Consider the following 23465-nt stretch of genomic DNA (forward strand, 5'->3'; position numbering starts at 1 on the left):
CCACTCAAACATCTACCTAACACCTTGTACAACTCATGATGCTGTCACTGTTGGCTGTTATGGTCCCTACATTACTAACGTCATTCGACGGCAAGGCCCCTACGCCTTCCGCAATTCAGGTTACCCAGAGTTCTGAAACTACAACGACTGCTAGTGGAACTTTTCGGGCTGGCATGAGGGCATTTGAAGCAAATGATTACGAGTTGGCGATCGCGTCCTGGCAAACAGCTTTGGAAAAATTTCGGGCAGAGGGCGATCAGGACAATATAGCCGTGACCCTTAACGCCCTTGCGGCTGCTAATCTGTCGCTGGGCCGCTATGGCGAGGCGATCGCTTACAGTCGCGACAGTGCCGACCTAGCGCGCTCTCTCAACCATTTAAGCTTGGAGGCGCAGGCCCTGGGCAACTTGGGCATTGCTTATCAAGCCTCGGGTCGCTATGCCAATGCAGTCGAAACGTATGAGCAAGCCTTAACTCTTCTCGAATCAACCGAAGACTCTGCCGCGATCGCCCAGCTTCATGGGCTATTAGGCAATGCGTATCAGGCTTTGGGAGACTATTTCTCAGCGATTACTGCTCAAGAGACTAGCCTGGAAATTGCTGCCACTGTTGATTCTCCGTCTTTGGAAGCGACGGCCCAGATGAATTTGGGGGGACTTTACAGCGAGCAAGGTGATTACAGCGCTGCGATCGCTTGGTATGAACAAGGAATTGCCCTCGCCCAAGATTTTGGTTTTCTAGGGTCTGCGGCTTATGGATTGAATAACTTGGGGGGGACCTATCAGCAGTTAGGGCAGTCTGAAGCCGCGATTGTGCACTTTCAAGAAAGTTTTGCTCTAGCGCAACAGACGGGCAATCGCGCGTTACAGGCAACTGTTCTGACTAATTTGGGCGTTGCTTACGAAGATACTGAAGCCTTTGAGCAGGCGATGGAGAGTCATCAAGCCAGTGTGGCGATCGCCCGTACCGTTGAAGATCCGCGACTGTTGGCGGATGCTCTCAATAACTTGGCCCATACTCAATTATTGGTAGGAGAACTAACTGACGCTGAAATTGCGCTCAAAGAATCGATTCAGCTTTTGTCATCCTTGCGGGAAGGGCTGACGGATGAGGACAAAGTCACCGTATTCGATACTCAAATCTACACTTACAACCTATTGATGCAGGTCCAGGTTGCTCAGGGCAACTATGAGGCTGCTCTCGAAACCTCTGAGCAGGGGCGTGCCCGCGCTTTTGTAGAAGTTGTGGCTGAAGAGGATGTGGCGCTGTCGCCGCCCAGTATCGATCAAATTAAGCAAACGGCCCGTGAATTAGACGCCACCATTATTGAATATGCGATCGTTCCCAAGGACGATTTCACCGTGCAGGGACGACAACGAGGTGAAACTGGAGAAATATTTGTTTGGGTAGTCGCACCGTCAGGTCAAACGACCTTTAAGCGCCTTTCCCTTGACCAAGCTAACTTTACTCTAGAAGAACAGGTTCAGCAAAGCCGAACGGCGATTGGTGCTTTGGGACGTGCTCGTGGATTGGGTGTGGTGCTTGGGGATAATGCGGACACAGCCTTCTCAACCGCGGAACAGTTTCAAGCTATCTATGCCCAACTGATCGCGCCTATCGAAGATGCTTTGCCGAGTGATCCTGACGATTTAGTCGTGTTGATTCCCCATGAGTCCTTGTTTTATCTACCGTTCGCAGCGCTGCAAGATGCTGATGGTCGCTATCTGATTGAACGGCATACGTTATTGACAGCCCCAGCCATTCAGCTACTGGATTTAACGCTGGAGGACAAGGATTTGCCTTCCACGGCAAGTTCACTGGTGGTAGGGAATCCTGAAATGCCGCTAATTTCCAACCTGCCAACACTTCAACCACTGCCAGGAGCTGAGTCTGAAGCTCAGGAGATTGCTCGACTATTCCAGACAGAGGCGATTATCGGCAGTGCTGCTACTGAGTCGGCTGTTGCCGACAAGATGGAGACTGCGGGAGTCATCCATCTGGCGACGCATGGCTTGCTGGACTACATCGATACCCAGCAGCGCATTCCCATTCCAGGCGCGATCGCCCTCACCCCCTCCGGAACGGATGATGGTCTGTTAACCGCCAGCGAGATTGCTGATCTGTCTTTGATTGCCCAACTCGTTGTCCTGAGTGCCTGTGATACGGGCTTGGGTGAAGTAACGGGTGATGGCGTAGTGGGCCTGTCGCGATCGCTCATCGCGGCAGGGGCTAAAAGCACAGTCGTCTCGCTTTGGTCCGTGCCCGATGAACCCACCTCCATCCTTATGCAGACCTTCTATAAAGAGCTACAGGAGGGACACAACAAAGCCGAAGCGCTGCGACAGGCCATGCTGCAAACCAAAGAAATCTACCCTAATCCACTAGCCTGGGCAGCCTTCGTCCTCGTCGGCAACCCAGCACCGCTGCAGGACACACCATTGAGCCTGTAGCTGAAGCTGCCAGTACCCAGACCAGAGGTTAATAGTGTTCTGCTTTTTGCTATGGCTCCCGGGGAACCATTTCCTCTCGTTTGACAGCCCAAAGGATGCCAGGACTACCTGGTGCTCTCAGCTTGCAAGCTGGACACTCGCAAGTCGCTCCCTCTGGAACAATATTGAGATATTTAATCTCAGCTTGAATGGAAAATTCACTAACAGGCAGCCCCAGCATTTTTTTGATATGCGATTCTAATGGTCGACAGGCTCGACGCGCATAACTCTGTCCATTACGTTCAGAGTAAATGATGTAGTCTGAAAACCAACTTTTATTCATAAGAGATACAAACAAACTCTATGCATCTATCCAAAGTATTAGAAAAAGAATACACCTTTGGATGGATGCACAACATAATGCCCTAAAACTGCCTTAATCATTCAGCTTCGAACAGGCAGCAGGGCTATTCGTAGCAACAGACAGTAGCAACAATGTTTACGCTTCACCGGGTTCACGGGTTCCAGCAGCCATTTGCAGGATCATTGGGTGACCACCGTCTTGGTGATACTTGTCAGCCCATTCTTTCAGAAGCGTATCTAATTCCTCTAGCGCTTCCTCTCGCTTATCAAGAGGCACATCAAAAACTTCGAGACCTCGAATTACGTCAGGGCGCTCAATCACCCACCCCTGCATTAACTTCGAAAATCGCGCTAAGTCTTTCATCATCGTGAAGACTCGTTCCCGTTCTCCCTTTGGGGCATAGTGAGTGCGCGTCAGTGCAAAGATAGGAATTGATAAGAACGGAATATCAACCTGGGTCACCGTGCCAGAGTGCAATAGTCGAAACTTGATGTGTTCTGTCAAGGCTTCGCTTAATGGCATTTGCCGATTGAGCGGATATTCTGCCTGTGATTTTGTGTGTAATAACTTAATCAGATCTAGAAACTCGAATAAATCCAGAAAACGAGCATCCGGTAGATTGTCTGAAAACTGAGCATGAAGTTCTTCATGCTCCTTAGCAGTGAGGTGATGGCCATTAAGACGAGATAGCCCTGGCTCCCAAGGATATTTTTCTTGCCACAGATAGGGCAGTCCAATTAGATAGTAAGGTTCTTGGTCGCTAAGGGTTGTGAGCGATCGCCCTTCCGCAATTAATCCTTCCACCTCTTTGATAATGGCTCTGACACGTTTAGGCTCAACGTGATGCAAAAAGCTAGTTTTCCGGACATTTTTGCTCTGCTCTAAATAAGAGGAGTAAATTGCGAGTTTTGCAGCAGTGTTAGCTGCTTCTAGAAAGGCACCATAACGATGCCCCCCCAGCTTCATGACGCTAATCGCTAGATAAATCAGAATGCGATCTGCTGAGCTGACCTTGAGATCAGCAATGACTTGGTCACAATCAGTCGTGAGGGGAAAAGAATCCTGTGAAGACGTCGCGAATTTTGTCACGCTCCTACTCGCATTTGAATTTTTGCTAAGCCAGAAATTAGCGTAGATGCAGACAAACAGGTATGACCCTTATAGCTTGGAACTGATGCGATTGCGATCGGTCCGGTGTCTATCTTGCTCTATTCGCTAGCTGAGAAAACCCCATTCAGATTTTCTCAACAGTGAACAGTTTAGAGAGACTAATGGCTACAGTTCCCACAGACTAGAACCACGGGTAGCAGCTGCCAAGTCCATCAATGACAGCGCTTAGGACATTTTGATGCCATGCTGGAATCGGAGTGATACCCAGTGTTTCAATCAAAATGGTCGGCGCTACATAGCAAAGTTTACTAGCCAGGGTTACCTATGATAGGCATTGTAATCTGCAATGCTTGCATCGTTGCATGCTTTCCGTATTTGCCCATTAGATAATTTGAAGAGGCTGTTCTCATTCAGAGGTAGGGCCTGTTGTCCTCTTCAGATATTGCTCTAGCCAGCGATCCATTTCCCAGAGGACATGACCGACTGCCTCGCGGGACTCGTAACCATGCCCTTCAAGGGGCAGTTCTACCCAGCGCACTGTTCCTCCTAACCCTTTCATAGCACCATATAGTCGCTCGCTTTGCAGAGGATAAGTGCCCGTGTTGGCGTCATCACCCCCATGAATTAACAGCAAAGGTTCGTTAATCTTGGCTGCATGGGTAAACGGCGACATTTGGATATAAGCCTCGATCGCATCCCAATACATTCGCTGTTCTCCCTGAAACCCAAACGGAGTCAGGCTGCGGTTGTAGGCTCCACTATTAGCAATACCAGCACTGAATAAATCCGTATGAGCTAGCAGATTGGCCGTTGTAAACGCGCCATAAGAGTGTCCCCCAATCGCAATCTGACCGTTCTGACTAATCCCTCGTTCGGTTAGGTAATTCACAATGGCCTCAGCACTCTGAGTCAACTGCTGAATATAGGTATCGTTGGGTTCCACATCACCCTCACCAATGATAGGCATCGTGGGCCCCATCACAATGGCGTATCCCTGCGTCAGCAGAAACCGGGGATCATAAGCATAGGGACGCCGGAATGCATTTTCAGCAGCCGTAACTTGGGACGCCGCATCACGACTTTTGAATTCTTGAGGATAGGCCCACAATAGGGTTGGTAGGGGGCCATCCGTCTGGGGATCATAACCGGGTGGCAAATAGAGGGTTGCGGACAAAGCAATACCATCGACTCGTTCATAGCGAAGAATTTCCGGCTCCACATCTCGATACCAGGAACGAGGATCGGCAAATTCGGTGAGCTGTGTTTCTTGTCCAGTCGCTAAATCCTGCAACCAGTAATTAGGGGTATCTTGGGTCGTTTCGCGCCGAGTGATGATTTGGCTACCCTGATTGTCCAGCAGGACCGTCACCGACTCATAGAAAGGATCCGCAGCCTGCCAAAGGCGCTCTTTTTCCTGTGTTTCTAAGTTCCAGCGGTCTAAAAACGGATACACTCCTTCTGGAGAAGCACCGCGCCCTCTGAGATAAAGGCTGCTGCCGTCGGGAGAAAACATGAGAACCTGGCGTCCATAGGGGCCTGGCATTGTGACGGGCTGACCTGGATTGCGATAGCTGTCTTGATAGTCTCGCTCGTCTAGAAGAACAGGCGCAGTATTAGTGTCAGCAGGATTGAGCTGCCAAACCCTGATTTGACGGGTGTCGTACCAAGTCTCAACGCCCAAGGCCAAATTATCATGGCCCCAGAGAATGCGGTTATACCGCAAGTTGGTCGTCCATAGGGAAGTTGGGTCTGTCTCGAAAGGAGCCTCTAGTTGAAACACGGCATCTCGACGGTCGGTCTCTTTGCTGGCATCCCCCTCATCCAACGCTTCTACCCAATAGAGGCTAGCAGGGCGATCGCTGCGCCAGCCCACAATACGACGTCCTTTTCTCACTGAATCGAAGGTGACAGGAATATCATCTGCCAGCGGAAGTTCATCAACCCGATACACCTCTTGTCCAGCTTGATCAAGAACAGCGGTTCGTCTAGGAAACAGTCGAGCGGGCACCTGATAGGAAAAAGGACGCTGGAGAGTAGTCAGCAATATCCAGTTGCCGTCTGGGGATGGCGTGGCGGCGACAATCATTTGGGCATCCGTGAGCTGAGTGCGATCGCCGTCCAGACCGATCCGGGCTAACACTGAAGTGACGTAATACTCGAACAGAACTTCATCATCTGGCGTTTCCAAGAGATTGGTATAGGTGCGAACTGGAGCTGTTCGTCCTAGATTTTGCTCAATCCGAGGTCCCTCTGGCACCGATGCGGGCACTGGTGGAATGCCCTCGTTTGGCGGAACCAGTTTACAGAGGAGTCCGGCTGTTTCTGAGATCCAGCGGCAGGGCATACCATAGGTGTTGTTCAGAATTGGAGCAGTCAAACGACGGGCTGATCCCTGCACCATATCAGCAACCCACAGCTCGATGCCGTCGGCATGGTCGAGAGTGAACGCCAATAGATTTCCTTGGGGCGACCAGCGCAAATTACGAATACCATCACTGTCTGGAAGTGTAATGGGCTGACGTTTACCTGTCGTGATGTTCTGAATCTCTAAGCCGCGATAGGCATAGGCACGGGCAGGTCCGCGAGTCGCCGGATTCATTTGCAGTCCTGCTAGTCGTAACCTAGGGCGGGCTAACTCTACAAGCGGAGTCAAGGGTGGACGTTCTAACCGAACTAGCCATTCATGGTTAGGTGAAATACTGACTCCGGGGTACCACGGAGTATCTAGTAGCGAAGCGATCGGCTCAGGAGGTTGTTGCCACGTTGCTTGGGCCATAGTGATTGTTGGAGCAAAGCTAACAATGCTGACAGCAATGCCAAAGAGAGGAGCAAAAACAGCTTTCATGACATCTCAGTGTTCAGTCAGCAACTAAATGACCATCGTGGCACGTTTGGGCAAAAAAAGACGTGCAGAGAGGAAATTTTGTGAAGGGCAACAACCAATTCGCGTTTTAATGTTCGACCTTGCTTCGGTCTAGGATTGAGGTTGCGATCGCGGCACCACATATAAAATCCCAGAAATCCACGTCATCAGCACTGACAGCCAAAATAAGATTAGGCCGACAGGTTGCCAAGTGATCGGGAGGGGAGCCATGAGAAAGGCGATCGCGGTAATCTGCAGCACAGTCTTGGCCTTACCCCAGATATTGGCACCAGGAACGGATTGGGATTGAAAGGCAGGATTAACGCGCCAGCCTGAGATCGCCAGTTCTCTTGCCAGAATTAAAAAAACACCCCAAGCAGGAACTCGATCTAATTCAATAAGCGCCAAGAGCGGGGCTAGCACCAGCAGTTTATCAACCAACGGGTCGAGAAATTTACCCAAATCAGTCACCTGATCTAAACGCCGAGCCAGATAGCCGTCCACCCAGTCAGTGCTAGCCGCAACCAGGAAAACACCCACAGCAATCCAGGCTCGATAGGGCGTAGGGTTGAGCAATAAGATCAGAACTGCGGGAACGCCCAACAGACGTGAAACGGTAATCCAAGTCGGTAAATTCATGTCAATAGCTAATCTGAGAAGACTGACGATCTAAAGGTTCAAGGTGAATGGTGGTGCGGACAGGACCATACTTTTCGGATAAAACCGCTTCAACATGGTCTGTAATTTCATGGGCTGCCGTAATATCACACGGTTCCACGATGAGATGCATGTCGATGAAAACTTGTCTTCCCAGAAGGCCACGAGAAGCAATGCTATGGCAATTCAAAACTCCTGGCACCGGCATCACTGTGGAATGAATTGATTCGGGTGCGATCGCCATTTCATCCACTAACCAGGGCAGATTGTCTCGTAGCACGTCCCAACCGCTTTTAAAGACCAGGATAGCTACGGGGAAGGCCATGACCACATCTAACCATTGCCAACCTAGCCAAACGCCGATGAGTCCACCCAGGACAGCGATTGTAATCCAAACGTCACTCATTGTGTGGTGGGCATCAGCTACCAGAATATTGCTACGCAAGCGTAGACCCACTTGTCGCTCATAGAAAGCAACACCAATGTTGACAAGCAACACCCCAAGCATGATCCATAGCGCAGTCTCTGACATTGAGACAGATTCTCCGCCGGCCCAGAAGCGTTCTATAGCTGTCTGCGAAATTTCAAAGCAGGCGATTCCCAAGAAAGCCGTAACACCTAATGCTCCAATGGCCTCATATTTTTGATGTCCATAGGGATAATAGCGATCAGGATAGGGAGAAGCGAGTTGGTTTGTTATCAAGCCTAAAACGTTGTTCGCGCTGTCTGTAACGCTATGTATTGCATCTGCTAGTAAGCTCAAAGACCCTGTCCACAAGCCAACAGCAGTTTTAAGGACGACCACCAGCAAATTGAGAACCAGCGTTGCTAGCAAAACTTGACGAACTTGACTACGGCTGTCTTTCAGCCGATTCATCGACTGATGAGTCACAGTCTCAGAAGAATGATTAGGCAGGTCTGGTGTCACACAAATACACTCAGATTGGCTAAGGTATAACGCTCGCCAGTCTTGTTAAAAGGAGCCTATTGCAAAACATTTTGACCCTATGCTAGCTACCAGAGCGATGACAAGCACTTCAATCAAAATGGCTACGCTATAGAGAACGGTAGACTATTTGAATCTACTAGTGTTCAGGTATCTTCAATTTATCGCGAAGCTTATACAACGACATTCAAAGACTTGTATTTTTCAATATTTAAGATGGCTAGTCTCTATACCTATGGGGAATAAACCTATCATGCTGACAAAACTAGGTCTCTGACGCTAGACGTAGATTCTTCTCTCAGCGAATCCATTCGGCTGAGATCTTGCACTAGTACATCGGCATCCTGCATTTGCCCCCGAATCCCTTAATGCTGGGGGACTTCGACCTCAGAACCCCCCAAATTTTGGGGGCAAGGGGGGCCAAGTCAGGCAATGTCGGGACAACTGTAAGATCTGAGTTCGAAAGATAAGACTATGTGTAGTGTCCCTTGAAAATCTCCCTCATTGTGCTGAAATTGTGCTGAAACTGCTGTTTATTCGTCATGGAGAATCTTTTGACAATCGCGAAGGACGGATGAGTAGTCGTGATGACGGCGGACTTACCGCTGAGGGACAGCAGCAGTGTCGATCGCTGGCGACTGAACTCCACCGCTGCCAATGGCAGCCTAGTCATATCTACACCAGTCCGCTACAACGTGCCTTGGCGACCGCTCAACTATTAATGACTCCCTGGCATTGGCAGCTGGTGCAGACTCCTGCCACAGCGGAGATTGCCCATCCTGTGCCCATCCCACTGCCTCTCGTGCATCAAGAGGCGCAACAGACGACTGATCCTCTGCCGATCTTTTCGATTAGCCACCAGTTGGAAGAGTTCAACGCAGGAATTTTGGCAGGGCTCACTTGGACAGACGCCCAGCGCCAGTATCCAGAATTGTGTCAAGCGTTAGAAACCTCCCAGGAATGGATCCCAATTCCAAAGGCTGAAACACCTCTGGAAGGACGATCGCGGGCAAATCAATTTATCACCCATCTACTCAATAGTCACAGCAACCAAGATGCTGTCTGGATCATCTCTCACCACTGGATCATGGAACATCTTATTGCCTGTTTAATGGGGTGCGATCGCACCTGGAAAATTGACATGCCTAATACAGCACTGTTTGAATTTTGGGTGGATTGCGATCGCTGTGCAGAAGAACAAACGTTACGAGGGATCAGCGATTTTTGGCAGATAAAGCAATTCAACAATTGTCAACATTGGGCAAATGCCTCAACTATTAGAAGTACTGCTGATAGTGCCCAGTAGTATGCTCTGTCAGTACTTTCAAAATAATTGGCAAACCTTTTTCAGTCTTCATCAGCTTGATTGCTATCAAAGCATGGCCCAACACTTAATGCTCATAGAGGCTTTTAACTGTAAAAAGATCAGCTGACTTAACTAATATCTATTGGTTGAGAGACGTTGTATTAAGTAAATAAAGAACTACTGAGGAAACACATCGAAGATTAAAGTTAAACTGGGGTTTACTTTGTTGAATGTGTTCGTTCACTATGCAAACGGCTCAGACCTCTTCCGAAGTTAACGACATTCTTGGGCAGGCTCGCCAGGGAAGTGTTGCTGCAATCATTCAAATCCTGAATGAACGACTTGCTGATTCGCATATTCGGACACGAGCCATTCTTGTCGATGGTGTACTGCAACTCCTTTGTGAAGCCCCAACGGCGGAGCAGCTAGACAAGGCCGAAGTGATTGAGCGTGTCAAAACGATTCTTGAAGAACTGTCGCCTCGGCATATTCGCAAGGTCAACATCAACAGTCGGATCGTCAGAGAGCAACAGCTATTGTGGTTTGAAGAAATTACTCGCGATCCTGAAAACCAACTGCTCTGGTCGGAGCTCATTAAGCTACAACAGCCCAATCCTGTTGCTCGTTTTTGGCAAGATCTCAGGCAGCCAAAAGCCCGCAAAGAAATCGTCGTGACGAATTCAAAACAGAGCCGACTCAGTCAACGCTACTTTGTTCGAGGTTTAGTCGGTGGGGCGAGTCTCTGTCTTTTGCTGCTGTTGGTGGGATGGGTGCTTAAACATCGACTGGGAATTGTTTCTACAGCAGGGACTCCCTCCGAAGAAAATGTCGTTTCAGAGGGGATGGAGACTGACGCTCCTACACCCCGAGATACCTTTGCTCAAGCCGTTCGGTTGGCCCAGCAGGCTGCCGCAGACGGTCAGCAGGCGACTACTCCTGCCGAGTGGTTAGACTTGGCAGCTCGTTGGCAACGGGCTTCTGAACTAATGGCACAGGTTCCTACCGATAGTGAGAACTATGCGATCGCTCAAGATCGCGTCTTGGCTTACCAGCAAAACAGTGATCAGGCGTTGTTGCAAGCTGAACAGCTGCAGCAGATTGAAGAAACTGCCCCAGCAACCGATAGTGTGGAATAGAAAGGACTGAATTCATCCTTTTGCCTCCTCGATAAGCTGCTATGGTGTCTCGTGGCCGGTGCCCTGCTCAACACTGTCAGCTATCCAGTCTAAATAAGCTTTCGATCCAGCCTGAATCGGAAGCGCCAGAATTTCAGGCACGTCATAGGGATGTAGCGTTTGCAGAGCTTGTTCAATTGCGCCAAACTGCCCCAAATTCGTCTTAATCACCAGCTGCCATTCTGCCGATTGCTGAACTTCTCCCTCCCACCGATACACCGAATGAATCGGGAAAAGGTTGACGCAGGCAGCTAGCTGCTCAGTGACTAAAGCAGTTGCAATTTCTTGGGCTACCTCTTGCGTATCGACAGTCACTAAAACCACACCGTATTGTGTCAAAGTAGCGCTCCGTATATCGCACAAAGCAGAATAAGCCCTTGATACAGGAGAACTTTGGTGTCCTCAACTGTCTTAAGTTATAACTTTAGGCCCTCTAGGCCAACGCACTCAGCGGCATCCAGGTACTCAGTGCAATAAGTCAGATGTCTCGCTGTCTGGCCCTAACAAAACTGGCAATGGCCATAGAGAGTTGCCGTAATTATCGTGCTATCAAGTTATCCCGCCTTGAGTCGTTTCTCAAAGGGACGTTGGATCAACAAACTGGCACGCTTCTAAGGTTTCTAGTGTAGAGCGGTTGCTCCAGCGAGTGACGCCAGTCGCACGTTCATACAATTCTGGCTGGGCGCTTCTGGGTAAAATAGCGTCGGTAAATTCAGTTCCTTCAATAGAGACGACGTCTAGAAACGCTCCTGCCAAATTTGCTCGTGATAAATCTGCCCGAGTGAGGTCAACTTGCTGCATCTTGGCATGCCATAGGATTGCTCCAGTCATGTTGGCACCCGTGAGATTGGTTCGTTTTAAGCTGGCTTCTCTTAACGTCGCAAAACTCAAGTTACTTGAGGTTAAGTTGACGTTATCTAAGCGGGCACCATTAAGTTTAGCCTCTTTGAGATTTGTGCCACTGAGGTCCATCCCTTGCAGATTGACCCCATTGAGATACGCTCCTTCTAGGTCTACATCATCTAGAAGTGTTCGCCCTAAAGCGGCCCCACTTAGACGAGCACCGCTCAAATTAGCCCAAGATGCATTGGCATGTCTGAGATCCGCCCCTCGCAAATTCGCACCACAAAGATTGGTTCCGCATAAATTAGCCCCTCTCAACGTGGCTCCGCGCAAATTGGCGTAACTCAAATTTGCACCACTCAGTTGAGCTTCTGAGAGGTCAGATTTAACCATGAACGCACCGCGTAAATTTGCTTTGCTGAGCTGTGCGCGTTGCAAATTCGCTTCGCTGAGCTTGGCAAAACTACCGTCAATCCGATGAAGATTAGCATCGATTAGATTTGCTTTGGTTAAGAACGCTCGACCCAAGTTGGCACCCAATAGGTTCGCATGGTGCAGACTGACGTCAACTAAAATCCGCTGACTCAGGTTGACTCCGCAGAGATGAATACCTGCGAAGTCACGATAGCCAGATTCATAAAGTTCGAGAAGATAGTTGGCATTCATCGCGAAGTGCCCTAGTGCCAAACGTTGAGTGCGGTGATGAAAATCAGTTACTAACACATCCAGTGCTCTCATGGGATGGCAGTGATTTTGATGGAGTAAGATCAAAAAACTAAACGCTACTTAATGGAGTTGAAAGAGCTGCTTTGAAGGTGTGTTTTCGAAATCCCTAGCTGCCTTTTGGAAAATTTTGTTTAATGCTCTAAAAGGATTGAGCTGCAAGGCTTGGGATGGTTTGTTATGGTCAGCATCTGCGATCAAGCAAGAATAGCTGGCAAGAGCGATCGCACACGCTTCGGAGCGAGTACTTGCTCTCTGTTATCAAATTAGGATGCGCTGACTGAAATAGGAAGATTTTGTTAAGTTGATTGATAATTTAGATTGAAACTTAGTACTCGTCGGATTCTTCAAAATGCTGCGTCGCGCTTTCTTTGCCATAGTCTGGCTTGCCTTTACTGGCTATGCTTTTGTGCTGGCACCCCCTGACCAACCCAACACAGCCACGTTAATTCAGAAGCTTGCTACTGGTGACTGGGCTGACATCAACCCAGCGATCGTGGCTTTGTTCAACTTAATGGGCGTTTGGCCCATAGCGTATGCTTGTTTGGCGCTCATTGATGGAGATGGTCAGAAGACACCTGCCTGGCCCTTCGTTTTAGGCTCGTTCGGCTTTGGTGCCTTTCTATTGCTGCCTTACCTCATTTTAAGGCAGCCGAATTCAACCTTTTCTCCTCCCAAAAGTAGACTTCTAGCATTGGTCGATTCGCGTTGGCTAGGTCTCAGTTTGCTAATTGGGGCCTCCGGGCTTTTGGGTTACGGATTTTATGCGGGGGACTGGTCTGACTTTGTAGCGCAGTGGCAAAATAGCCGTTTTATCCACGTTATGAGTCTAGATTTCTGCCTACTGTGGCTGTTGGTTCCAAGTCTTTTAGGCGATGATATGGCGCGACGAGGCTTAAAGAACACTCAATTATTTAGCTTGGTCAGTGCTGTACCGCTCATCGGGTTGACGGCGTACTTAGCCTTTCGTCCTCCACTTCCTGAGAATGCCTAGACCTGAGATCTTGCACTAGTACATCGGCATCCTGCATTTGCCTCCAAATCCCCCAATTCTGGGGGACTTCGACCTCAGAACCCTCCAAATTTGGGGGGCAGGGGGGCCAAGTCAGGCAATGTCGGGACAACCGCAAGATCTGAGTAGAACCAATCATGACTGTCACAACAGAACAGTTTCGTCTCGTAAACTATCCTGAATCAAATGGCTCTCCCTGAAGTTTACTGTTGCTTCTAGAGGAATGATCAAGACATGCGGGATTGCTGACTCAATCTACGGGATTAGTGTCTTAGAGATGTAGATCGGATTGACATTAAGGATCCAACAAAGCTCTTACTAATTTTGGGATTACTTTAGTTGATACCAACCTATACCCGCTGTGATTTTAGCTAGGTCATCATAGACGACCGCACGAAGGAACTTCCCTCATCTGGAATTGCCATCTGCAAATGCGAGTCATACATAAGCAGGAATGGGACTCATATCAGTGAGTCTCTATGCCATAAGCCGGCTTTGTTAAAGCGGCCTATGGATGTCAGCAATTCTTTACGAGATTACGAGATCTATGCCCCCATCTCCTTCTGTTAAGACCGTAGCTGGGAAAACCCCACTCTCATCTGCTTACCTAGTTCGACGAGTTCATTGGGCCACGTTTATATTGATTGCGATCGTTTGTCTGGCGGCAGCCATTGTTGCTGCCTGGTTCGCAGGGCAGTCACAGATAGCCACTATTTTCGAACAGCTTGCCAGGATTCAGGCTAATCCTCCTTTTTGGGCAGAGGTACCAATGTTGACGGGACAGTACCTTTTAGCACCCACCGTCATCCTTTTTTTAATTGCTTGGGGAATCACTCGTGCTTCGCCTCAACCACGTACCCGATCTCGGATTGCCGTCATTGCCATTTTGTTAGCGTCTCTGATCCGCTATCTTTCCTGGCGAATTTTTTCGACCCTGAATTTATCTGATCCACTAAACGGGTCGTTTAGCCTGTTGTTGCTCAGCATGGAAATTTTAGGGATTACAGGTAGTGTCATTCAGTTGCTCCTTTTACTGCGTGTGCGCGATCGCCACGCCCAAGCCGATCAGCTTCAGACGGACGTTATTTCAGGTCGATATCTACCTCAGGTCGATGTTTTTATTCCGACCTACGATGAACCTGCGTTTATCCTGCGGCGCACTATCATCGGCTGCCAGGCAATGGACTATCCCAACAAAACGATTTATTTACTAGACGATACCCGTCGTCCTGTCATCAAAGCTCTTGCAGAAGATTTGGGGTGCAAATACCTCACCCGCCCTGACAATACTCACGCTAAGGCCGGGAACTTAAATCACGCGATCGCTCACACCTCAGGAGACCTCATTGCCTCTTTTGATGCCGACTTTGTGCCGACCCGAAATTTTCTTTGGCGCACGGTAGGTTTTTTTCAAGATCCCAATGTGGCGTTAGTGCAGACACCTCAAAGCTTTTATAATCCCGATCCCATTGCACGCAATCTAGGACTTGAAGGCATTCTGACACCGGATGAAGAGGTTTTCTATCGCCAAATTCAACCGATGCGCGATGGGGTTGGCGGTGTTGTTTGCTCAGGTACGTCCTTTGTTGTGCGGCGGACTGCCCTGGAAAAAACGGGGGGCTTTGTCACCGAATCCCTAAGTGAGGATTACTTTACGGCTATCCGTCTGGCAGCACAGGGCAATAAAGTTATTTACCTCAATGAAAAACTGAGTGCTGGTTTAGCCGCTGAAACCATCTCGGCCCATGCCACCCAGCGGATTCGATGGGCACAGGGTACTTTACAAGCTTTCTTCATTGAGACCAATCCCCTGACGATTCGGGGGCTGACGCTGATTCAGCGATTGGCTCACTTGGAAGGACTGCTGCATTGGTTTGGCAGTATTCCTCGCATCGTATTTTTATTGATGCCTCTCGCCTACACGTTTTTTCAAGTGATTCCCATACAGGCTTCTCCGGCAGAAGCGCTCTATTTCTTTTTGCCGTACTACGCTGTGCAACTGACAGTGTTTGGCTGGCTGAACCATCGATCGCGCTCAGCGCTATTATCAGACGTTTACAGTCTGGTGCTGGTTTTTCCATTGGCCGCGACGGTGATTCAAGCTCTACTCAAGCCTTTTTCCAAGGGATTTAAAGTGACACCGAAGGGCGTTAATAGCGATCGCTTTGTCTTCAACTGGAAACTGGCATGGCCGCTCATTATTGTCTTTGTATTGACGGCCATCAGTCTATGGCGCAATCTTGGCTGGTGTCTATCTATGGGTTGGGGGGGAGCACATCTTAAAGGAATGGCGCTCGGCTGGATATGGAGTACTTACAACCTCATCATGGTTGGTATCGCGCTGCTAATTTTGTGTGATGTCCCTAACCCTGAAGGGGGGGTTTGGCTCAGTTTACGTCGGGTTGTGCGGTTGATTGTGCGCCAGCCCGGCACGGGTGAAAGCATGACGGTGACGTCCTGGTGGGGGGTTACTGAATCTATCTCAGAAACAGGGGCGATCGTTTCGTTAACCCAGCGAGGATTGCCCTCATTGGCTCAGGGAGAAGTGTTTCCGGTAACGCTTGTGATTGCAGAAGTCTCTCTGTCAATACCCGGACGGCTGATAGAAAGCCATAACCAAAGCGAGTTTCCGGTGGCTATCGTAGAGTTCGATCCCCTGCCGACAGAGCAACAGCGTCAACTCATCGAAATGCTCTTCTGTCGCCCTGGACAGTGGAAACGATGGAATTCTCCAGGAGAATTGCGTTCAATCTGGCTCGTTTTTAAGGTTCTCTTTCGACCCCGCTTCCTGACGGGTAACGTTCATGTAAAACCCCTGCCAACGTCTCAAGGGTAGGTGTTCTCTGCCTTTAGCCGGTATTCTTTTGCTTCCTAATTTCATAGACTTCGGGTATACCGCCGAAGTTATTATCATTCCACTCTAAGCTCAAGGGGATGTCAGTGCTAGTTGGGTCACAGGGTTGGGCAAAACAGATCAGGTAGTCGGCTTCGATTAACTGTTCTTGAACGGTTGCCAGCGAAAGGGCACCCTCAACATTCGCTTCGGTAGCCTGCAAGACGAAGTTGATGCCTGGATTGTGAAACAGCAACGAAAAGTAATGGTCGTATCCGGTAATGAGAACTGTATCGGCAGAGTCAATAACCTGACCAATCCGTTGAGACCGCTCTCCGCGATACAGGTGGTCGTATACCAGGCGATCGCGGGTCCAGTCGCTGCGAAGCCAGATATTTTCCCGTCCGAGATAGAAGGACGAAGGAATCATAGGCTTAGAGAAGTTATAAAGGCAGGCATACACCAGAATCACCAGACTGAGCCAGCGAATGCCTTTCATCACCCATGATTTGGGCTGAAGCTGTGCTAAAAAAGCTGCAACGCACAGGCCAGTGCAGACATATACCAGCGTGAAGAAACGGGCTTTCCAAGGAGACCAACCAATCTTGTAGCTGATGGCTAAAAATAATCCCACCGCTACGAGTGCCATAATTTGAGGTAACTTACGGTCTTTAACTAGACACCAAGCTACGGCTGGACCAACGAGAAAAAGACTTATTGGTCCAAACCAGGAGGTATCTTCTTGCGGCTGCCACTGAATTTCGAAAGGTTGATTGCGGACAAACTCAGCGACCCCTGCTTGTCCAAATAAGGGAGCAAAAGAACTGTCGTAAATCGACTGTAATCCTGATGGGATGGATGCTCCGGTCAATCCTTTCAACGCTTCATCTACGGGTTGCAGCAGATGAATACTGTGAAAGCCATAGCGCACAACGTTGGCAATTCCCCCTAGAACACCGTCATTATTTTGATTTTGATAGGCAAACTCAGCAGGACCTAACCAGTCGCCAAATTGCTGATAGTTATCCCAAAAGAGCCATCCCTGCGACAGTATCAGTCCTGGAATGATGGCAAGCAGGACCACTTGTCGCTGTCTGACTATCATCTGCACCAGCAGGAAGAATTGTCGACGCTGAATGACTAAACCGAACCACAGCGGCAAAAAAAAGGCAGCAAACAAAACGAATGATGTTTTAACTGCGACGCCGAAGCATAGCGTTAAGCCCAAGCCGAAAAGCGCTTCAGGTGAGGGTATGCGTAGCCAGCGTTCAGCCCAGAGGACACAGACCAAGGCGACTGCGGCCAGCATGATGTCATTCTTAGTGCCTGTGGACTGGTAGACGATCTCTGGAAGACAGGCGATCGCAACCGCTGTCGTCAACGCAATGGATCGACTGACAGCAGGACGAGTTAGGGCGTAAGTCCCCAGCAAAATCACGACATACGAGAGCCAGCTGAACAGTCCTAAACCATAATCAGTCTGAAACCGTAGAAAGGCGTGAAACAGGATATCTGAGCCAACGGGAAAAGTGGCTAGGGGAGAAATTGTGAAATTGCGTAGGAACAGTGTTCGGTTTTGTTCCCAAAGTAGGACGCGCGGTAAATGGTAGGTTAACGCATCCCAACTGCTGGGCGGCAGCAGCATTGCTTGAGTAAAGAGGTAAGTTAGAGCGATCGCAAAAACACCTGTTGTAACGGGTGTCGCTTTCCAGATTGCGATCGCCGCCTGACGGATGTCGTCAACGGTAGCCCGCTGTTGCCAAATGAGCCTAATCATTCCAGCCAATATGACAACTTCTAAAAACGGAGCGGCTTCGGGCAACTCAGCCAAAAAGCAGAGCTGGAAGAGAAACGATAAGAGGCACAGTCCAGACATGATGCCCAGAGAGAGCGCCGTAGCAACCCTATAGGGTTTGGGATGGCATCTTAGCAGAACAAAGATACCTAAACTGAAAATGACAATTTCAATTAGAGGCAACAACGCAGCGATCGCGCTCATAGAAACCATCCTTCTACTGTGCAAGCCTTGCTAGGTTTCGGATCGGACGGCGTGTGGATGAGCCCTTACAAAGAATGGCGATCGCTTATTCCAAGCAACCACCGTTGATGTTTTCTAAAGTTAGAGCTAAGTAAAAGAATAACCAAACTTACCAAAATTGGTTAGCAACGCTACGTTGGTGTGCTCTAGAGTGTCCATTAGCCAAGGAACTTCTTTGCAAGCACAGCGCTCGTGATAATTAAATAGGACGGTCAAGCGATTCTCCAGCCAGGGTTTGACCGTAGAACAGAAGAGGACAACTCTAAGAAGAAGCCCCACTGTCAGCGTGTGACCAACCTCATTCAACAGCTGCCAAAAGCGACGAAAAACGGGCTGTGGGCGACCTTGGACAACCAGAAAGTTCAGTAACTTCTGACAGGTAGTGATAACAATGAAATCGGTGAGCCGTTGACCATCAAAATCATGGAGAGTTTCGCGCAAATACTGACGCAGTGCTTTACCAAAGTGATTGTTGACGTAGCGAGGATCAGCATCAGCCAGAGGAGACAGCAAATACTCTAAAAACTCCTCCTTAAAATCTCTGAAAGAGCGTACCGTCTTGCTGTAAGCACGGAACATTTGGGCCAGGTCACGGTGGCTACGATTTCCCTCAACCTTACCGGTATAGTACGCCAGAGCTTGGTCTAACTCCGTAGAAGAAAGACGAGTTGGATTCGTAATCTTCCGACTAGCACCATGCTTTTGCTGATTGCAGTATCGGGCCAGCTTTACACCTAGATCAGCTTCAGCACCACGACGCAGCTTCCCAACTTGCATCTTCTGATCCTGATCGCTATCCTTGGTCAGCAGACTACTGTCATACAAGAAGGGATACCGCTTAAGCTGTTTGGCAACAGGTTGGTCGTCGATTGACTTCTCAACCTCGCCTTCTTCGTCAATTAGGTTGGCAAACCGACGTAAAGCTGCGTATTGATCGGTTTTAGTAAAACGACGACTCAACTCTCGAATTCGCTGCGTCTCGGAATGCCGAGCCGGACTGTCGGGAATGCTTTCAAACAGCTGAACTAGAGCAGGTATGGCCCAATGATCCCGAGGTTGCGTGGACCAGGGGTTGATTAAAGTGTAGCTACAGCGGTTTAGCGTATATTTGAACTCACGCTCTGAATAAGGGCGATAAGCTAGCTCTACCAAAACATCCCATACAAATGAGTCGGGATATGTGACATCCGCTTCGACAAACAGATCGCTAAACCTTTGCAACACAGTATCAGCATCCTCCCGCTGACGACACTGCTGCAAATGAGTGTAAAGGTGATCCTCAAGTTCAGCGGCGGAGGCTGTCTGGTGATTAGACCAAGACTCGTAAGAATCCATGGGGCTCATGCTGGCAGATTACCCAACTCGGCAAGATTAACAACGCTGGCAAGCTTTTCTTATTTCTTTGACCGCTATATCGGTAGGCTGAGGCCAACATAGCCTCAAAGCAAATAGTAAAAAGCCGGAGAGGGACACTTTTCCATCTGTCCTTGTCCGCATAATACCTGTAAATATCCTGAGCATCACCCTGTTTTGCTAAAGACTGTAGTTCTCTTCACTGGGCGTTGAAGAAACGCACAAAAAAGGGGGCGTACTGCCCCCTTAAAACGAGTTCCCTTGAAGCAAAGACAGTGGTTTCTACGAAGCAACCTTGCGATAGGGGACCTTGGTCGCAATGTTGATATCCGCAGTCGTTACACGAGCAGGTGCAGCCGACATAGGACTGATCTTCCGAGCCATATCCAAGAACCGCTGAGGATTGCCCTCGGTCGGCTTTTTGTCCTGAGGAACAAAGCGACGCACCTGAGTCTGCCAAATGGACTGAGGAAAGCCCAGGATGGACCGGTGGTACTCCTCGTATCGAGGTAGCCGTATATTAGTTGGCATTTCACCTTCTTCACGCCCTGCCAGCACTCGACGACGCTGATAGGGAACGGTGTTAAAGCCAAAGTTGCTGACGTACTCTTCGCTATCTAAAAGTTCGTCTACAAAGCCCTGAATTCCTTTCGTGGCAATAACAATAGACCAAGCAATCTTTTCGCGCTCGTTGTAGACTTGGCGTCCTAAGACCCGCTCTACACATTGTTCAACGAAGCGATAGTTGTTGTTCTTCTCGTAGAAGCTGTTGTAATAGGTCTTTGAAAGCAATAGTCCACGGATAAAGTCACGTACATTGATTTGTCCGTTCTTTAGCTGAGACTCCAGGAAAGGCTCACGATCCCACTTGAAGGCATAAAAGAAAATTTGGCGATAGGCTGCATCAATCAAGGCATCCATATCGGTGGAATCCAATAAATCGTCAGTGCTGAAAACGCGAGGCTTTTCATCACCACCGACGTCATATCCATCAACGCGCTGGTTTTGGCTGGATGGGGAATAATTCAACAATGGAAGCGCCACGTCTGAATCTCCGGTATCTGAGAATTTTTCACAATCGGTAATGTCAATCATAGGGGAAGACGGAGAGCGACCCTGAAGATTCTGAACAAATCATCACAGACCTTAACAATCCCTCTGTGTCAGTCAGAGAGTCGCTTTGACGGTCCCATGTCTAAGAAAAACGGTCCCCCAAAAGGCCGTGTTGTCAAAAATGAAGGTCTAGACTCTAAAATCCGACAACCTTTCTTTACCAACCTAAGACTGAATAGTGGGCAGTCGAAAGGGTCGCAGGAGGCGAGGAAGCGGGTTGCCCTCCAGCCTCGGTATCTCTATCCATTCGGGTCTCGACACAGAAGGATGCCGTATTCGATAAGCCAATGACTGTGCTGGTTCGTATGCGGGTGAACTCGTTGGGAAACCAGAAACGCTCGACAGAACTCATAGTTGAGTAATCGGTTGTCAGAATGAGACCGTCCTGTTCATCCACCTGATAACGCCCAATCACAGGGGATGTTTCAGCATATCCTTTTTCCCTCAAAAGCTGGCCTGATGTGGAATCTTCGGTGTCTGGAATCAGCACTAGGACGGTTGCGCCTTCTTGCTTCTGTCCCTCTTCGTCCCACTGCATAGAGCCTTGCCAACTGACGGCTGCTCCGCCGATCGCCCGCTCGGGAGAAACATCATGCATCTCACAAATTTCGGCTACCTTAGGAGACGCTGCCTCTAAAACAGAGGCATTGATTTCGAGCTGTCCTAATTCGGTGCGGCGCATTGCCAAGTGATGAGTCGTTCGCTGAGAAACCCAGTGTCCTTCGCTCATCCGAAAGAAATCCATTGCTTCCATAGGGATTCTATGTAGGTCAAACCCGTCTTACTACTTATCTGTATCGATATTGTAAGGGTGAGCGCGTGCGGAGGTGAAACGTTTTGATGAAACTCACTTTAGGAATTCGATGGCAACGCCTTTCCAGACGCTATTGTGGCTACTGCGCCTGTGGATTTGCGATCGCCCTTTTATGCTTCACGATTTACAACGGCTATGCTTTCGCGCAAGATGAGCCGACAGCTACAGAAGAGGGTACACCTGTGCAAGAGGACGTGCAGGACGACGGCAACACATTTGAGAATCCTGTCACGCGCCCCTTTCAAAATCTTGCTCCCCCTGAGATCAGAGCCATTTTCGAAGAGACTAACTCAGAGGTTGATCTGGCCTCCCTCTTTCTAGACGGTCGCTTCTTATTTCAAATTGCTGCCCCCGCTGAGAATGGAAGTCAATCAGCATCTGCACGTGCCAGAGAAATTGAGCGAAATCTGGAAAGCGTGGCTCGATCATTGACCCGCTCCGGCAGTCTTGAGTTAGAAATTTCATCCACAACTGATGATGAGAGCAATCAGCCAGTCATTGAAGTCAACGATGAAATGGTCATGACGGTGACTTACTTAGACGCCAGGCTGACGGGTGCGAACACCCTCACGCTGAGAGCGGCTCAAATTACTGATGTCATAGAGACTGCTTTGAGGCGCTATTACCAGGAAAGACAGCCGGACTTTTTGTGGAGACAGGTGCAGTGGACAATGGCAATTCTTTTGCTGACGCTGCTGGGAAGTTTTGCGATCGAACACTTTCATCAAAATGTCAACAAGCGTCGTCAGCAACTGCGAGAGTCTCGGAATCATCCTGTACTAGGTCCCATCGGTCTAGCTGAACGAGCGGTCATGAACACTTTTCGAGCAACATTGCTGACCCGGCAGCGCATCAACAGCTTGGGCGTGATCAAACAGAGCCTGAAATTGCTTCAAATTATCCTTTGGATAGTAAGTGCATTAGTGATTGTCGGACTTTTTCCCTATACCCGGTGGTTACAGCTGGTTTTCATCAGCTACATGAGAGTGCCGTTTCGTTTCGTGGTGATTGCTCTCGTGACTTACAGCTTGATTCGCTTGAGCAGCATTTGGATCGATCGCCTATTCTTAACTGTTCAGAGTCAAACAGCAGCAGCAGAGCGATCGCAGCGCTTGGTGTTGCGACTATCAACATTTTCTCAAGTTGTTGAGGGCGTTGTCGCTTTTGTCATCATTGTCATTGCCTGCCTTGTGATGTTAAGTCTTTCCGGCATTGAAGTTGCGCCTCTAATTGCGGGTGCGGGACTTTTGGGCTTTGCCATCTCTTTTGCGTCTCAAAGTTTGATCAAAGACATCATTAACGGCTTTTTAGTGCTGATAGAAGATCAATATGGTGTAGGGGATGTGGTAACGGTTCGCGACATGACTGGATTTGTCGAAGCGATGAATTTGAGGATTACTCAGCTACGGGCCACAGATGGCAAGCTCATCACTATTCCCAACGGGCAAATCGACATTGTTCAAAACCTTTCAAAAGAATGGTCTCAGGTGGATTTAGCCGTTCCTGTGGGTTTAGAGGCCGATATTGACCAAGCGCTGCAGCTGGTTGAAAAAACGGCGAATGACCTGCGTAAGGATGAGATCTGGGGAACGCTCATCCTCGAACCTCCAGTTCTGTTGGGGGTGGATGAGCTGAGTCATACTGGAGCTACTATTCGCATCTGGATTAAAACGCAGCCGTTGAAACAGTGGGATGTGGCACGAGAGTATCGCCGCCGCCTGAAGACAACCTTCGAGCGGGCTCAAATTCCATTAGGGGTGCCCCAGCAAGTCATCCATGTTTCGGGATTGTCCGAACAGATTGCTAAACCGCCTGAGTCATCTGTCAACGGACTGTCGTCTGAAAGTTCAGACACGACGGTTGAAGCCTGACCGGGTACATTTTTG

The 23465-nt window shown here is 49.1% G+C and carries 17 protein-coding genes; 6 read left to right on the forward strand and 11 right to left on the reverse strand.

The annotated features are described in order from the left end of the window. Nucleotides 1-35: 35 nt before the first annotated feature. The gene (locus tag PN498_RS03535) at nucleotides 36-2450 is read left to right on the forward strand and encodes a CHAT domain-containing protein (protein WP_272061297.1); all 2415 of its coding nucleotides are present in this window, start codon (nucleotides 36-38) and stop codon (nucleotides 2448-2450) included. Between the two features lie 49 nt (nucleotides 2451-2499). Here PN498_RS03535 and PN498_RS03540 read toward each other — a convergent pair whose 3' ends face one another. The 5 genes from PN498_RS03540 to PN498_RS03560 all read right to left on the reverse strand — a co-directional run bounded on the left by PN498_RS03540 (nucleotide 2500) and on the right by PN498_RS03560 (nucleotide 8300). Next, entirely contained in the window at nucleotides 2500-2772 is a 273-nt protein-coding gene (locus PN498_RS03540) for a hypothetical protein (protein ID WP_272061298.1), read from the reverse strand. A 156-nt stretch (nucleotides 2773-2928) separates the two neighbouring features. Beyond that, entirely contained in the window at nucleotides 2929-3882 is a 954-nt protein-coding gene (hetR, locus tag PN498_RS03545; RefSeq protein ID WP_272061299.1) for a heterocyst differentiation control protein, read from the reverse strand. A gap of 427 nt (nucleotides 3883-4309) precedes the next feature. Next, the gene (locus tag PN498_RS03550; protein WP_272061300.1) at nucleotides 4310-6748 is read right to left on the reverse strand and encodes a S9 family peptidase; all 2439 of its coding nucleotides are present in this window, start codon (nucleotides 6746-6748) and stop codon (nucleotides 4310-4312) included. A gap of 129 nt (nucleotides 6749-6877) precedes the next feature. Next, the gene (gene pgsA / locus PN498_RS03555; protein ID WP_272061301.1) at nucleotides 6878-7405 is read right to left on the reverse strand and encodes a CDP-diacylglycerol--glycerol-3-phosphate 3-phosphatidyltransferase; all 528 of its coding nucleotides are present in this window, start codon (nucleotides 7403-7405) and stop codon (nucleotides 6878-6880) included. Nucleotide 7406: 1 nt separating this feature from the next. Continuing rightward, a complete protein-coding gene (locus PN498_RS03560; protein WP_272061331.1) occupies nucleotides 7407-8300 on the reverse strand; it encodes a cation diffusion facilitator family transporter in 894 nt (297 codons plus the stop codon). A gap of 550 nt (nucleotides 8301-8850) precedes the next feature. On the opposite strand from PN498_RS03560, the gene PN498_RS03565 reads away from it, so the two are divergent. Then, complete coding sequence (locus PN498_RS03565) at nucleotides 8851-9675, forward strand: histidine phosphatase family protein (protein WP_272061302.1); 825 nt, start codon at nucleotides 8851-8853, stop codon at nucleotides 9673-9675. Nucleotides 9676-9920: 245 nt separating this feature from the next. Continuing rightward, nucleotides 9921-10811 carry a hypothetical protein gene (locus PN498_RS03570; protein ID WP_272061303.1) on the forward strand — a complete coding sequence of 297 codons (891 nt, stop codon included), beginning with the start codon at nucleotides 9921-9923 and terminating at the stop codon, nucleotides 10809-10811. A gap of 39 nt (nucleotides 10812-10850) precedes the next feature. Here PN498_RS03570 and cutA read toward each other — a convergent pair whose 3' ends face one another. Both cutA and PN498_RS03580 read right to left on the reverse strand, forming a co-directional pair. Beyond that, nucleotides 10851-11189 (reverse strand): divalent-cation tolerance protein CutA, encoded by a 339-nt coding sequence (cutA, locus tag PN498_RS03575; RefSeq protein ID WP_272061304.1) that lies wholly within the window; start codon nucleotides 11187-11189, stop codon nucleotides 10851-10853. 237 nt (nucleotides 11190-11426) lie between these two features. Next, complete coding sequence (locus PN498_RS03580) at nucleotides 11427-12431, reverse strand: pentapeptide repeat-containing protein (protein ID WP_272061305.1); 1005 nt, start codon at nucleotides 12429-12431, stop codon at nucleotides 11427-11429. Between the two features lie 337 nt (nucleotides 12432-12768). On the opposite strand from PN498_RS03580, the gene PN498_RS03585 reads away from it, so the two are divergent. Then, entirely contained in the window at nucleotides 12769-13410 is a 642-nt protein-coding gene (locus tag PN498_RS03585) for a DUF2834 domain-containing protein (RefSeq protein WP_272061306.1), read from the forward strand. Nucleotides 13411-13975: 565 nt separating this feature from the next. Continuing rightward, nucleotides 13976-16264, forward strand: coding sequence for a glycosyltransferase (locus PN498_RS03590; protein ID WP_272061307.1), 2289 nt, complete (start codon nucleotides 13976-13978; stop codon nucleotides 16262-16264). A 13-nt stretch (nucleotides 16265-16277) separates the two neighbouring features. Here the strand turns inward: PN498_RS03590 and PN498_RS03595 are convergent, their stop codons facing one another. The 4 genes from PN498_RS03595 to PN498_RS03610 form a co-directional block, all read right to left on the reverse strand. Next, nucleotides 16278-18260 carry a hypothetical protein gene (locus tag PN498_RS03595; RefSeq protein ID WP_272061308.1) on the reverse strand — a complete coding sequence of 661 codons (1983 nt, stop codon included), beginning with the start codon at nucleotides 18258-18260 and terminating at the stop codon, nucleotides 16278-16280. Between the two features lie 126 nt (nucleotides 18261-18386). Continuing rightward, nucleotides 18387-19643 (reverse strand): hypothetical protein, encoded by a 1257-nt coding sequence (locus PN498_RS03600; protein WP_272061309.1) that lies wholly within the window; start codon nucleotides 19641-19643, stop codon nucleotides 18387-18389. A 291-nt stretch (nucleotides 19644-19934) separates the two neighbouring features. Further along, nucleotides 19935-20747: a phycobilisome rod-core linker polypeptide gene (locus PN498_RS03605; RefSeq protein ID WP_442951397.1), complete on the reverse strand. Its 813-nt coding sequence runs from the start codon at nucleotides 20745-20747 to the stop codon at nucleotides 19935-19937. A gap of 175 nt (nucleotides 20748-20922) precedes the next feature. Further along, nucleotides 20923-21519 (reverse strand): phycobiliprotein lyase, encoded by a 597-nt coding sequence (locus PN498_RS03610; RefSeq protein WP_272061310.1) that lies wholly within the window; start codon nucleotides 21517-21519, stop codon nucleotides 20923-20925. A gap of 86 nt (nucleotides 21520-21605) precedes the next feature. On the opposite strand from PN498_RS03610, the gene PN498_RS03615 reads away from it, so the two are divergent. Further along, nucleotides 21606-23450, forward strand: a complete 1845-nt coding sequence (locus PN498_RS03615; RefSeq protein ID WP_272061311.1) for a mechanosensitive ion channel family protein — start codon at nucleotides 21606-21608, stop codon at nucleotides 23448-23450. Nucleotides 23451-23465 lie beyond the last annotated feature (15 nt).

The organism is Oscillatoria sp. CS-180 (assembly GCF_028330965.1).
In the GTDB taxonomy this organism is placed as follows: domain Bacteria; phylum Cyanobacteriota; class Cyanobacteriia; order Phormidesmidales; family Phormidesmidaceae; genus Halomicronema.

Coding starts and splice junctions, on each gene's coding strand:
- PN498_RS03535 (WP_272061297.1), top strand. CDS start 36: ATGATGCTGTCACTGTTGGCTGTTATGGTCCCTACATTACTAACGTCA.
- PN498_RS03540 (WP_272061298.1), bottom strand. CDS start 2,772: ATGAATAAAAGTTGGTTTTCAGACTACATCATTTACTCTGAACGTAAT.
- PN498_RS03550 (WP_272061300.1), bottom strand. CDS start 6,748: ATGAAAGCTGTTTTTGCTCCTCTCTTTGGCATTGCTGTCAGCATTGTT.
- pgsA (WP_272061301.1), bottom strand. CDS start 7,405: ATGAATTTACCGACTTGGATTACCGTTTCACGTCTGTTGGGCGTTCCC.
- PN498_RS03560 (WP_272061331.1), bottom strand. CDS start 8,300: ATGAATCGGCTGAAAGACAGCCGTAGTCAAGTTCGTCAAGTTTTGCTA.
- PN498_RS03570 (WP_272061303.1), top strand. CDS start 9,921: ATGCAAACGGCTCAGACCTCTTCCGAAGTTAACGACATTCTTGGGCAG.
- PN498_RS03580 (WP_272061305.1), bottom strand. CDS start 12,431: ATGAGAGCACTGGATGTGTTAGTAACTGATTTTCATCACCGCACTCAA.
- PN498_RS03585 (WP_272061306.1), top strand. CDS start 12,769: ATGCTGCGTCGCGCTTTCTTTGCCATAGTCTGGCTTGCCTTTACTGGC.
- PN498_RS03590 (WP_272061307.1), top strand. CDS start 13,976: ATGCCCCCATCTCCTTCTGTTAAGACCGTAGCTGGGAAAACCCCACTC.
- PN498_RS03595 (WP_272061308.1), bottom strand. CDS start 18,260: ATGAGCGCGATCGCTGCGTTGTTGCCTCTAATTGAAATTGTCATTTTC.
- PN498_RS03600 (WP_272061309.1), bottom strand. CDS start 19,643: ATGAGCCCCATGGATTCTTACGAGTCTTGGTCTAATCACCAGACAGCC.
- PN498_RS03605 (WP_442951397.1), bottom strand. CDS start 20,747: ATGATTGACATTACCGATTGTGAAAAATTCTCAGATACCGGAGATTCA.
- PN498_RS03610 (WP_272061310.1), bottom strand. CDS start 21,519: ATGGAAGCAATGGATTTCTTTCGGATGAGCGAAGGACACTGGGTTTCT.
- PN498_RS03615 (WP_272061311.1), top strand. CDS start 21,606: ATGAAACTCACTTTAGGAATTCGATGGCAACGCCTTTCCAGACGCTAT.